Source organism: Pseudomonas sp. ADAK2 (assembly GCF_012935755.1).
In the GTDB taxonomy this organism is placed as follows: Bacteria; Pseudomonadota; Gammaproteobacteria; order Pseudomonadales; family Pseudomonadaceae; genus Aquipseudomonas.
Genome location: NZ_CP052862.1, coordinates 3,596,896 through 3,610,000, shown reverse-complemented (window position 1 = coordinate 3,610,000; position 13,105 = coordinate 3,596,896). Strand labels below are relative to the sequence as shown.

3 protein-coding genes, 2 tRNA genes and 2 rRNA genes are annotated in these 13,105 nt (G+C 57.7%); all 7 read left to right on the top strand.

Going from position 1 to position 13,105, the window contains the following annotated elements:
• Window positions 1-52 precede the first annotated feature (52 nt).
• Window positions 53-129, top strand: a tRNA-Ile gene (locus tag HKK52_RS16765).
• A 34-nt stretch (window positions 130-163) separates the two neighbouring features.
• Window positions 164-239 (top strand) — tRNA-Ala (locus tag HKK52_RS16760).
• A 234-nt stretch (window positions 240-473) separates the two neighbouring features.
• Window positions 474-3,364: ribosomal RNA gene (locus HKK52_RS16755) — 23S ribosomal RNA — on the top strand.
• A 158-nt stretch (window positions 3,365-3,522) separates the two neighbouring features.
• A 5S ribosomal RNA gene (rrf, locus tag HKK52_RS16750) occupies window positions 3,523-3,638 on the top strand.
• Window positions 3,639-3,794: 156 nt separating this feature from the next.
• Entirely contained in the window at window positions 3,795-7,247 is a 3,453-nt protein-coding gene (gene recC, locus HKK52_RS16745; protein WP_169371744.1) for an exodeoxyribonuclease V subunit gamma, read from the top strand.
• Entirely contained in the window at window positions 7,244-10,933 is a 3,690-nt protein-coding gene (recB, locus tag HKK52_RS16740; protein ID WP_169371743.1) for an exodeoxyribonuclease V subunit beta, read from the top strand. The genes recC and recB overlap by 4 nt, the downstream gene beginning before the upstream one ends.
• Window positions 10,930-13,038, top strand: a complete 2,109-nt coding sequence (gene recD / locus HKK52_RS16735) for an exodeoxyribonuclease V subunit alpha (protein ID WP_169371742.1) — start codon at window positions 10,930-10,932, stop codon at window positions 13,036-13,038. The genes recB and recD overlap by 4 nt, the downstream gene beginning before the upstream one ends.
• The last annotated feature ends 67 nt before the right edge of the window (window positions 13,039-13,105 follow it).

Here is a 13,105-nt window from a genome sequence, read left to right as displayed (position 1 = left end):
ACACGAATTGCTTGATTCATTGAAGAAGACGATAAAGAAGCAGCCCGAAATTGGGTCTGTAGCTCAGTTGGTTAGAGCGCACCCCTGATAAGGGTGAGGTCGGCAGTTCGAATCTGCCCAGACCCACCAATTTTGCTTGTGTGGGAAACGCCTGTAGAAATACGGGGCCATAGCTCAGCTGGGAGAGCGCCTGCCTTGCACGCAGGAGGTCAACGGTTCGATCCCGTTTGGCTCCACCACTACTGCTTCTGTTTGTTGAAAGCTTAGAAATGAGCATTCCACCAAGACGGTGATGAATGTTGATTTCTAGTCTTTGATTAGATCGTTCTTTAAAAATTTGGGTATGTGATAGAAAGATAGACTGAACGTTACTTTCACTGGTAACGGATCAGGCTAAGGTAAAATTTGTGAGTAATTGCGAATTTTCGGCGAATGTCGTCTTCACAGTATAACCAGATTGCTTGGGGTTATATGGTCAAGTGAAGAAGCGCATACGGTGGATGCCTTGGCAGTCAGAGGCGATGAAAGACGTGGTAGCCTGCGAAAAGCTTCGGGGAGTCGGCAAACAGACTTTGATCCGGAGATGTCTGAATGGGGGAACCCACCTAACATAAGTTAGGTATCTTAAGCTGAATACATAGGCTTAAGAAGCGAACCAGGGGAACTGAAACATCTAAGTACCCTGAGGAAAAGAAATCAACCGAGATTCCCTTAGTAGTGGCGAGCGAACGGGGACTAGCCCTTAAGTGGCTTTGAGATTAGCGGAACGCTCTGGAAAGTGCGGCCATAGTGGGTGATAGCCCTGTACGCGAAAATCTCTTAGTCATGAAATCGAGTAGGACGGAGCACGAGAAACTTTGTCTGAATATGGGGGGACCATCCTCCAAGGCTAAATACTACTGACTGACCGATAGTGAACTAGTACCGTGAGGGAAAGGCGAAAAGAACCCCGGAGAGGGGAGTGAAATAGATCCTGAAACCGTATGCGTACAAGCAGTGGGAGCCCACTTTGTTGGGTGACTGCGTACCTTTTGTATAATGGGTCAGCGACTTATTTTCAGTGGCGAGCTTAACCGAATAGGGGAGGCGTAGCGAAAGCGAGTCTTAATAGGGCGTCTAGTCGCTGGGAATAGACCCGAAACCGGGCGATCTATCCATGGGCAGGTTGAAGGTTGGGTAACACTAACTGGAGGACCGAACCGACTACCGTTGAAAAGTTAGCGGATGACCTGTGGATCGGAGTGAAAGGCTAATCAAGCTCGGAGATAGCTGGTTCTCCTCGAAAGCTATTTAGGTAGCGCCTCATGTATCACTGTAGGGGTAGAGCACTGTTTCGGCTAGGGGGTCATCCCGACTTACCAAACCGATGCAAACTCCGAATACCTACAAGTGCCGAGCATGGGAGACACACGGCGGGTGCTAACGTCCGTCGTGAAAAGGGAAACAACCCAGACCGTCAGCTAAGGTCCCAAAGTTATGGTTAAGTGGGAAACGATGTGGGAAGGCTTAGACAGCTAGGAGGTTGGCTTAGAAGCAGCCACCCTTTAAAGAAAGCGTAATAGCTCACTAGTCGAGTCGGCCTGCGCGGAAGATGTAACGGGGCTCAAACCATACACCGAAGCTACGGGTATCACTTAGGTGATGCGGTAGAGGAGCGTTCTGTAAGCCTGTGAAGGTGAGTTGAGAAGCTTGCTGGAGGTATCAGAAGTGCGAATGCTGACATGAGTAACGACAATGGGTGTGAAAAACACCCACGCCGAAAGACCAAGGTTTCCTGCGCAACGTTAATCGACGCAGGGTTAGTCGGTCCCTAAGGCGAGGCTGAAAAGCGTAGTCGATGGAAAACAGGTTAATATTCCTGTACTTCTGGTTATTGCGATGGAGGGACGGAGAAGGCTAGGCCAGCTTGGCGTTGGTTGTCCAAGTTTAAGGTGGTAGGCTGGAATCTTAGGTAAATCCGGGATTCTAAGGCCGAGAGCTGATGACGAGTGTTCTTTTAGAACACGAAGTGGTTGATGCCATGCTTCCAAGAAAAGCTTCTAAGCTTCAGGTAACCAGGAACCGTACCCCAAACCGACACAGGTGGTTGGGTAGAGAATACCAAGGCGCTTGAGAGAACTCGGGTGAAGGAACTAGGCAAAATGGCACCGTAACTTCGGGAGAAGGTGCGCCGGTGAGGGTGAAGCATTTACTGCGTAAGCCCATGCCGGTCGAAGATACCAGGCCGCTGCGACTGTTTATTAAAAACACAGCACTCTGCAAACACGAAAGTGGACGTATAGGGTGTGACGCCTGCCCGGTGCCGGAAGGTTAATTGATGGGGTTAGCTAACGCGAAGCTCTTGATCGAAGCCCCGGTAAACGGCGGCCGTAACTATAACGGTCCTAAGGTAGCGAAATTCCTTGTCGGGTAAGTTCCGACCTGCACGAATGGCGTAACGATGGCGGCGCTGTCTCCACCCGAGACTCAGTGAAATTGAAATCGCTGTGAAGATGCAGTGTATCCGCGGCTAGACGGAAAGACCCCGTGAACCTTTACTATAGCTTTGCACTGGACTTTGAATTTGCTTGTGTAGGATAGGTGGGAGGCTTTGAAGCGTGGACGCCAGTTCGCGTGGAGCCAACCTTGAAATACCACCCTGGCAACTTTGAGGTTCTAACTCAGGTCCGTTATCCGGATCGAGGACAGTGTATGGTGGGTAGTTTGACTGGGGCGGTCTCCTCCTAAAGAGTAACGGAGGAGTACGAAGGTGCGCTCAGACCGGTCGGAAATCGGTCGTAGAGTATAAAGGCAAAAGCGCGCTTGACTGCGAGACAGACACGTCGAGCAGGTACGAAAGTAGGTCTTAGTGATCCGGTGGTTCTGTATGGAAGGGCCATCGCTCAACGGATAAAAGGTACTCCGGGGATAACAGGCTGATACCGCCCAAGAGTTCATATCGACGGCGGTGTTTGGCACCTCGATGTCGGCTCATCACATCCTGGGGCTGAAGCCGGTCCCAAGGGTATGGCTGTTCGCCATTTAAAGTGGTACGCGAGCTGGGTTTAGAACGTCGTGAGACAGTTCGGTCCCTATCTGCCGTGGACGTTTGAGATTTGAGAGGGGCTGCTCCTAGTACGAGAGGACCGGAGTGGACGAACCTCTGGTGTTCCGGTTGTCACGCCAGTGGCATTGCCGGGTAGCTATGTTCGGAATAGATAACCGCTGAAAGCATCTAAGCGGGAAACTAGCCTCAAGATGAGATCTCACTGGGACCTTGAGTCCCCTGAAGGGCCGTCGAAGACTACGACGTTGATAGGTTGGGTGTGTAAGCGCTGTGAGGCGTTGAGCTAACCAATACTAATTGCCCGTGAGGCTTGACCATATAACACCCAAGCAATTTGTGAACTCGAGAGAGACCAGATTGCGGTGTGTGAAGACGCAATGAACCGAAAGTTCGCAGCAAAAAAACACACAAATCTATCGCATACCCATTCGCTGGAGCGTGAACCTGAAAAGGCAAACGAGCTGGCTACCGAATTTCTTGACGACCATAGAGCATTGGAACCACCTGATCCCATCCCGAACTCAGCAGTGAAACGATGCATCGCCGATGGTAGTGTGGGGTTTCCCCATGTGAGAGTAGGTCATCGTCAAGATTAAATTCCGAAACCCCTATCTGCGTATGCAGGTAGGGGTTTTGTTTTGCCCGCGAGAAAGTTCGTACAGCATTCTCGGACGGCTCCCGGCTGTCACAGTCTCTCGACAGTGCTAAGGTTCGGCCCTAGCTTTTGCATTTTTCCAAGGAAGCCTTTATGCCGGACGCCGCGTCCCTCAATGCCGGTTTTATGGTGGTTCAAAGCAACAGTTTGGATGAACTGCGTAGCCTGGTGATCAGCGTAATGCGGCACTATCCGCTGGCTCCCTTGGAAAATGAAATAGCGCTGGTGCAGAGCAACGGCATTGCTCAATGGCTGAAGCTCGCGTTGGCCGAAGATCCTGAAGATGACGATATGGGTGGCTGCGGCATCGCAGCTGCCATCGATGTTCAACTGCCTGGCAGCTTCATGTGGCAGCTCTATCGCATGGTCCTGGGTCGTGATGAAATTCCGGTCAAATCCCTGCTAGATAAAGCACCGCTGACCTGGCGTCTGATGCGCCTGCTGCCGCAGCTAATTGACCAGCCACATTTCGAACCCCTGCAGCGTTTTCTTACCCACGACACCGATTTACGCAAACGCTATCAGTTGTCCGAGCGTCTGGCGGATCTGTTCGACCAATACCAGGTGTACCGTGCCGACTGGCTTGAGGATTGGGCGGAAGGCCGGCATCAACTACGAAATGGTCGAGGCGAATCCAAGGCCCTGACCGCGGCCAATTGCTGGCAGGCAGAGCTGTGGCGTGCGCTGCTACTGGATGTTGGCGAGCAAGGCATGGCACAAAGCCGTGCTGGTGTTCACCAACGATTTATCGAGCGCATCAACAGCCTCGACTTGGCGCCTGCCGGATTACCGTCCCGCGTGATCGTTTTCGGGATTTCTTCACTGCCCGCTCAAGCACTGGAAGCACTCGCCGGCCTGGCTCGATTCAGTCAGGTGCTACTTTGTGTTCACAACCCATGTCGTCACCATTGGGCGGACATCGTCGCCGATAAAGACCTGCTACGGCATCAATACAAACGCCAGGCTCGCAAAAGCGGCATGCCGGTTGTCCTTGATCCGCAAACCCTTCACCAGCATGCGCATCCCCTGTTGGCCGCCTGGGGCAAGCAAGGGCGGGATTACATCAGTCTGCTCGATAGCTACGACGATCCCAGCAGCTATCGCTCGGCATTTCGCGACGGTCGCATCGACCTGTTCAGCGATAGCCAACCGCAAAATATGCTCAATCAGTTGCAGGATGACATCCTGGAGCTGCGTCCTTTAAGCGAAACCCGTGAGCATTGGCCTGCCGTCGACCTGCAGAGCGACAAGTCGATCCGTTTTCACATCGCCCATAGTGCTCAGCGGGAAGTGGAAATTCTTCACGATCAACTGCTCGAACGCTTCAGTGCCAATCCAGACTTAAGACCCCGCGACGTGATCGTGATGGTTCCAGATATCGACAGTTACGCTCCGCATATTCGCGCGGTATTTGGCCAGCTGGAGCGCAACGACCCGCGCTTCATCCCCTTCACGCTGGCGGATCAGGGCCAGCGCGGTCGCGACCCGCTGTTGATCGCTGTCGAACACCTGCTCAAGCTGCCGGACAGTCGCTTCCCGGTCAGCGAGATCCTCGATCTGCTGGACGTACCCGCACTCCGTGCCCGGTTCGGCGTGGAAGAACCCGACCTGCCAACCCTGCACCGCTGGATCGAAGGCGCCGGCATCCGTTGGGGAATGAATGCCGAACAACGAGCGGCCCTCGGTCTGCCGCCAGAGCTGGAGCAAAACAGTTGGCGTTTCGGCCTGCGCCGAATGCTGCTCGGTTATGCAGTCGGCAGCGCGAGTGCCTGTGAAGGTATCGAGCCCTATGACGAAATCGGTGGACTGGATGCCGCGCTCATCGGTCCTTTGGTTGCACTGCTGGACGCGTTGGAGATCGCGCATCAGGAGCTCACGCAACCGGCTCCGCCAAAACAGTGGGGAGTTCGGTTGCAAGGGCTGGTTCAGCTGTTTTTCAAGGCCAGCAACGAGCACGACGACTACTTGCTGGCTCAACTCGAAGAGCTGCGTGAAACCTGGCTCGATACCTGCGAGTCGGTGGGATTGCAGGACGAGTTACCGTTGACCGTAGTCCGCGAAGCCTGGCTAGCCGGTCTCGATCAAGGCCGCTTGTCGCAACGCTTTCTGGCTGGCGCAGTCAATTTCTGCACCTTGATGCCGATGCGAGCGATCCCGTTCAAACTGGTTTGCCTTCTGGGCATGAATGACGGGGACTACCCGAGAGCGCAACCGCCGCTGGACTTCGACCTGATGGGCAGTGATTACCGGCCCGGTGATCGTTCCCGGCGTGAAGATGATCGTTATCTGCTGCTGGAAGCGCTGTTGTCCGCCCGCAATCAACTCTATATCAGCTGGGTAGGCCGCAGTATTCGAGATAACAGCGAGCGCCCGGCCTCGGTATTGATTGGGCAGCTGCGCGATCACCTCGCCAGCGGTTGGCGACTGCATGACGAAGCCGATGAGCTGCTTGAAGCGATGACCCAGGAGCACCCCCTGCAACCGTTCAGTGCCCGCTATTTTCACGAAGGCGATGCGTTGTTCAGCTACGCCACTGAATGGCAGGTACTTCATCAAGCCAACGAACAAGTCACTGATATCGAGATTCTGGAACCCTACATTCAGGACGAACCACTGGGCCTCGGACAATTGCAGGACTTCCTGCGCAATCCCGTACGACATTTTTTCAGCCAGCGGCTCAAGGTGTTCTTTGAAGCGGCCGAAGCCCCTCTGGCGGATGAAGAGCCGTTTGTGCTCGATGCGCTGCAACGCTACAGCCTCAGCGACAGTTTGCTTGCGGCGGCACTGAGTCAACTGGATCACTCCGATCAGGCGTTGGAAGCTCACGCCATACGCCTGCAAAACAGTGGCCTGCTACCCATGGCCGGTTTCGGTGAATGCCTGCAACGAGAATTGATCGAACCGCTGCCGGATCTGCTGCAACGTTATCAACAGCTCCTGGCGCTATGGCCGATGCCCTTGACCAGTGCTTTGCCGGTGAATCTGGAATTGCACGACTTGCGCCTTGAAGGCTGGCTCAGTGGCCTGCATCAACGCGCAGATGGGGGCATGCTGTCGGTTACCACGATTCCCAACAGTATCGGTTCGATCAAGACCCGCAAGTGGCATCGCCTGACGCGACCCTGGGTCAATCACCTGGTGGCGTGCGCCAGCGGCCTGGCGATGACCACAGCGTTGGTCGCCAGTGATGACACCCTGCTGCTGGAACCTCTGGAGAAGGGGGCCGCGTTGCAGATCCTCGGTAACCTGTTGCTGGCCTGGCAAACGGGCATGCGCCAACCGCTGCCAATCGCGGTGAAAACCGCCTTCGCCTGGCTCGGTCAGACTGACCCGCTCAAAGCCGAAGCCGCCGCCCGAAAAGCCTACGAAGGCGATGGCCAGACCACCGATGGAGAGCGGCGCGAAAGTCCTGCGCTCGCCCGGCAATTCGCCGACTACGATAGCTTGATCAGCGATGAAACCTTCCCCGGTTGGTGCGACGCTTTGTATCGGCCACTGCTCGAAGCCTCTTGGCGTTCATTGTCCAGCGAAGGCGCGCGCTCATGACCACAAAAACACCGTTGGCCCTGGCCTTTCCCCTACGCGGCAGCCAACTGATCGAAGCCAGTGCCGGGACCGGCAAGACCTTCACCATCTCCGCACTTTATCTGCGTCTGGTGCTGGGGCACGGCGGCGAGTCGACGGGTTTTGGGCGGGAGCTGTTGCCGCCGCAAATCCTCGTTGTGACTTTCACCGATGCCGCCACCAAAGAACTGCGCGAACGAATTCGTACTCGCCTGGCTGAAGCCGCACGTTTTTTTCGCGATGAGATCCCGGCGCCCGATGGTCTGATTGCCGAGTTGCGAGAGCAATTCCTTCCCGAGCAATGGTCTGGTTGCGCAAACCGCCTCGACATTGCCGCTCAATGGATGGACGAAGCGGCGGTCTCGACTATCCACAGTTGGTGCCAGCGCATGCTGCGGGAGCATGCCTTCGACAGTGGCAGCCTGTTTACCCAGACCCTGGAAACCGATCACAGCGATCTGCTGGGCGAAGTCCTGCGCGATTACTGGCGGCTGTTCTGCTACCCGATGCAAGGCGATGCGCTGAACTGGGTGCGTGGCAATTGGGGCGGCCCCGCAGCTTTGCTGCCGCGAGTGCGCGGGTTGTTCGCCAGCGAGCGTGATAGCGTCGAAGGAAAAGAGCCTGCCGAACTGATTGCCGAGTGCCTGCTCGAGCGCCGCTCAGCGTTGCTCGAACTCAAGACGCCCTGGCGCCAATGGGCGGACGAATTGCTTGCTATCTGTCACCAGGGCGCGGCGAGCAAAAGTGTCGACGGCCGCAAGATGCAGGCGCGCTACTTCGAGCCGTGGTTCGAGAAGATCAAGGCCTGGGCTGAAGACGAGGCCCTCGAACAACTGGACATCGGCACCGGCTTCACTCGGCTGACCCCCGACGGCATGGCAGAAGCCTGGAAGGGTGAAGCGCCCCGTCATCCCGGTCTGGATGCGATGCCTGGCCTCAAGGTCAGCCTCGATGGTTTGCCGACGCCTGATGCTGCGGTTCTGCAACACGCTGCTCAGTGGGTCGGCGCACGCTTCGAAGAGGAAAAGCGTCGCCGCGCGGAAATGGGCTTCGATGACATGTTGCTGCGCCTCGATGCCGCCTTGCAGTCCGATGGCGGCGAGCGCCTGGCGACCCTGATTCGCGAACAATTCCCGGTGGCGTTGATCGACGAATTCCAGGACACCGACCCGGTGCAATACCGCATCTTCGAAAGCATCTATCGCATCGAAGATAATAATCCCGAGTGCGGTCTATTTCTGATCGGCGACCCGAAGCAGGCGATCTATGCTTTTCGCGGCGCTGACATCTACACCTATTTGCGCGCCCGCCAGGCCACCACCGGCCGCCTGCATACGCTGGGCACCAACTTCCGTTCCAGCCACGGCATGGTCGACGCGGTAAACCATGTTTTCGCGCGTGCCGAGTCGCGGGAAGCGGGGCGCGGCGCATTCCTCTTTCGCGAGAAAAACGGCGACAACCCGGTACCGTTCCTGCCCGTCGCATCCCAAGGTCGCAAAGAAGTCCTGCAGGTTGAAGGCCAGAGCGTGCCGGCGCTGAACATCTGGCACCTGTCCGCCGATCAACCACTGTCCGGTGTGGTGTACCGACAACAATTGGCCGCTGCTTGCGCCAGTGAAATCACTGCGTTGCTCAACGGCGGGCAACAAGGTCATGCTGGATTCATACAGGACGGTAAGGATTTCCGGGGGCTGCTACCCGCCGATATCGCGATCCTGGTGCGCGACGGCAAAGAGGCGCAGGCCGTACGCGGCGAACTCTCTGCCCGCGGCGTACGCAGCGTTTATCTCTCGGACAAGGACTCGGTGTTCGCCGCCCAGGAAGCGCATGACCTGCTGACCTGGCTCAAGGCCTGCGCCGAGCCGGACGTCGAGCGTCCGCTGCGCGCCGCGCTGGCCTGCATCACGCTTAACCTCTCGCTGGCTGAGCTCGATCAGTTGAATCGGGACGAATTGGCCTGGGAAGCGCGGGTCATGCAGTTTCGCCGTTATCGCGAGATCTGGCGCAAACAAGGCGTGCTGCCGATGCTGCGGCGATTGCTGCATGACTTCCAGTTGCCCCAGGCATTGATCACCCGCAGTGATGGCGAACGTGTCTTGACCAACCTGCTGCACCTGTCCGAGTTGCTGCAACAGGCGGCCGCCGAGCTCGATGGCGAGCAAGCCCTGATCCGGCATTTGTCCGAGCACCTGGCATTGTCCGGGCAGGCGGGTGAAGAACAGATCCTGCGCCTGGAAAGTGACGAGCAACTGGTCAAGGTTGTGACCATCCACAAGTCCAAGGGCCTGGAGTATCCCTTGGTATTTCTGCCTTTCATCTGCTCGGCGAAACCGGTGGATGGCAGTCGTCTACCGCTTCATTACCACGACGCTACGGGCAAGGCTCAGGTGACCTTGAGGCCGACGCCCGAGTTGATCGCCCAGGCCGACGACGAGCGGCTGGCCGAAGATTTGCGCTTGCTCTATGTGGCGCTGACTCGCGCGCAACATGCTTGCTGGCTCGGCGTGACCGATCTCAAGCGCGGCAATAACAACAGCTCGGTGCTGCACTTGTCGGCATTGGGTTATCTGTTGGGCGGCGGTGCGATGTTGGCCGAGTCCGCCGGACTGAAACGTTGGCTTGAAGATCTGCAACAGGATTGTCCGGCGCTGAGCTACGCAGAGATGCCTGAAGCAACCACCGAGCATTACCATCCTCCGCGTAACGAAGCGACCTTGCTCGCACCGTTGGTGCCCAAGCGCAAGGCCAGCGAAAACTGGTGGATTGCCTCCTATAGCGCCTTGCGCATTGGCGACAGCATGAGCGTGGGCACTGACGAGGCGCCGGAAAGCCCGCAGGCGCAAAAGCTCTTCGACGACGAACGGCTTGACCCCGAAGCGCCACGGGAAGTGGTCACTGGTGGCGCAGATATTCACCGATTCCCCCGCGGTCCGAATCCCGGCACCTTTCTCCATGGATTGCTGGAATGGGCCGGTGACGAAGGCTTCAGCGCGACACCGAAAGCCGTGGAAGACGCTGTCGCCCGTCGCTGCAATCGTCGCGGCTGGGAGGGCTGGATCATCACGTTGAGTGACTGGCTGCAGCACCTGCTCAAATCACCGATGCACATCGGCGGCGGTCAGCCACCGGTGGTCTTCGAGCAACTGACCCAATATCGCGTTGAAATGGAGTTCTGGTTCGCCAGCCACAAGGTCGATGTGCTCAAGCTGGATGAACTGGTGCGCCAATACACTCACAAAGGCGTGGCTCGCGTTGCCGCCGAACCGGTGATGCTCAACGGCATGTTCAAAGGTTTTATCGACTTGACGTTCGAACACGACGGTCGCTATTACGTCGCCGACTACAAATCCAACTGGCTCGGCGTCGACGACGCGGCCTACACCGAGCAGGCCATGGAGCAGTCGATCCTCGATAACCGCTACGACCTGCAATACGTGTTGTACCTGCTGGCTTTGCATCGTCAGCTCAAGGCGCGACTGCCTGACTACGATTACGAGCGGCATATTGGTGGCGCGTTGTACCTGTTCCTGCGCGGCACGCGAGCGTCCAGCCAGGGCGTGTATTTCGCCCGTCCACCACGGGAGTTGATCGAGCGTCTGGATCGTCTGTTTCAGGGCAAGCCGGAACCCAAGGCCGCGCCCGCCTGGGAACAGGGAGTACTGCTATGAGCCGCACCTTCGTCGATCTGTTGCCCACATCACTGGCGGCCGAAAGCCTGACGGACCTGGCGCCGCTGACTCGCGCTGATGATCTTTTACTGCTGCTCACCCGTTGGGTCGAACGTGGTTGGCTGCGTGCACTGGACAAGGCCTTCGTCGCGTTTCTCCACGAACTCGCCCCCGATGATGATCCGTTGGTCTTGCTGGCTGCGGCATTGACCAGCCACCAGCTCGGCCACGGTCATGTGTGCCTGGATCTGTTCGAGACACTCAAGGCGCCGGACTTCGCCCTGTCACTGCCGCCAGAAGGTGATGTGCAAAGTGGCGCGATGTTGCTGCCGTCGCAGTTACTTGAAGCACTGGACGGCGCTCACTGGTGCAAGGTGCTGGCGACCAGCAGTCTGGTGGCACTGGCGGTGGATGGTGGTGAGGCGGCTCAGCATCGGCCCCTGGTGCTGTCGGGCAAGCGCCTGTACCTGCGCCGCTATTGGGCTTACGAGCGACGCATCGATAATGCGTTGCGCCAGCGCCTGTCGGAGCACGAGGCAACACCTGCCGATTTGCTCCAGCGCCTGAGCGGCTTGTTCGGCCCCGCCAAGCCTGGCGAGGTGATCGACTGGCAAAAACTCGCCTGTGCCCTGGCCACCCGCAGTGCGTTCAGCATCGTTACCGGCGGGCCGGGGACCGGCAAGACCACCACGGTCGTGCGGTTGCTGGCGCTGCTTCAGGCGCCTGCCGTGGAGGCCGGAAAACCGCTGCGTATTCGTCTGGCCGCGCCTACTGGCAAGGCCGCCGCTAGGCTGACAGAGTCCATCAGCCAGCAAGTGCAAACCTTGACCGTTTCCGAAGCGGTGCGGGCAAAGATCCCGTTCGACGTCACCACCGTGCACCGTCTGCTGGGCAGCCGCCCCGGCACCCGACATTTCCGCCACCACGCCGGTAACCGCTTGCCGCTGGACGTGCTGGTGGTCGATGAAGCATCGATGATCGACCTGGAGATGATGGCTAATTTGCTCGATGCATTGCCTACCCATGCGCGTCTCGTGCTGCTCGGTGACAAGGACCAGTTGGCCTCCGTGGAAGCGGGCGCGGTGCTGGGTGATCTGTGCCGCGATGCCGAGGCCGGTTGGTACAGCCCGCAAACCCGCCAGTGGCTGGAGGTCGTCAGCGGCGAAAGCCTTGAGGCCAGCGGTTTGCACGAGGATACCGAGGGCACTCATCCGTTGGCCCAGCAAGTGGTGATGCTGCGTCACTCCCGTCGATTTGGCGAAGGCAGCGGCATTGGCCAGTTAGCGCGTTGGGTCAATCAACAACACCCCGAAGAAGCGCGCAAGCTTCTGGCCGAACGCAGCTTTAAGGACGTGTTTTCCCTGCCCCTCAAAGGTGAGCAGGACAAAGCGCTAGAGCGTTTGCTGCTCGATGGTCACAACGACGGCCCACAAGGTTATCGGCATTACCTGAGTCTGCTGCGCAATCAGCGGCCACCGCTGCACAGTACGCTCGATGATCCACGCTGGACCGAGTGGGCGCGGCAAGTGCTGAACGCTTTCGATACCTTCCAGTTATTGTGCGCCGTACGAAAAGGGCCTTGGGGCGTTGAGGGCTTGAATCAGCGCGTGACCGACGCCTTGCTCAAGGCCCGGCTGATCGACAGCGATCAGCAATGGTACGAAGGTCGGCCGGTGTTGATGACTCGCAACGACTACGGCCTGGGCCTGATGAATGGCGACATCGGTATTGCGCTCAAACTGCCGGAACGCGACGGCCTCGAGGCCGGCAAGCACGTATTGCGTGTTGCGTTCCCGCGCAACGACGGTCAGGGCGGCGTGCGATTTGTGCTGCCGAGCCGGCTCAACGATGTCGAGACGGTGTACGCGATGACCGTACATAAATCCCAAGGCTCGGAATTTGCCCACACGGCGTTGATTCTGCCCGACGTCTTGAACCCGGTCCTGACCAAGGAGTTGATCTACACCGGAATCACCCGGGCCAAGGACTGGTTCACCTTGATCGAACCCCGTGCCGGGGTGTTTGAAGAGGCGGTGCAGCGCAAAGTGAAACGCTTGAGCGGGCTGATGCTGGAGCTGGAGGAGGGCGTTGAGTTTAGCCTTTAATATGCCAATCGGTTGACGACGTAAATATGTCCGAAGTGCCGTGTTCTGCGGCCTCGCGGGCATTTCG

Coding starts and splice junctions, on each gene's coding strand:
- recC (WP_169371744.1), top strand. CDS start 3,795: ATGCCGGACGCCGCGTCCCTCAATGCCGGTTTTATGGTGGTTCAAAGC.
- recB (WP_169371743.1), top strand. CDS start 7,244: ATGACCACAAAAACACCGTTGGCCCTGGCCTTTCCCCTACGCGGCAGC.
- recD (WP_169371742.1), top strand. CDS start 10,930: ATGAGCCGCACCTTCGTCGATCTGTTGCCCACATCACTGGCGGCCGAA.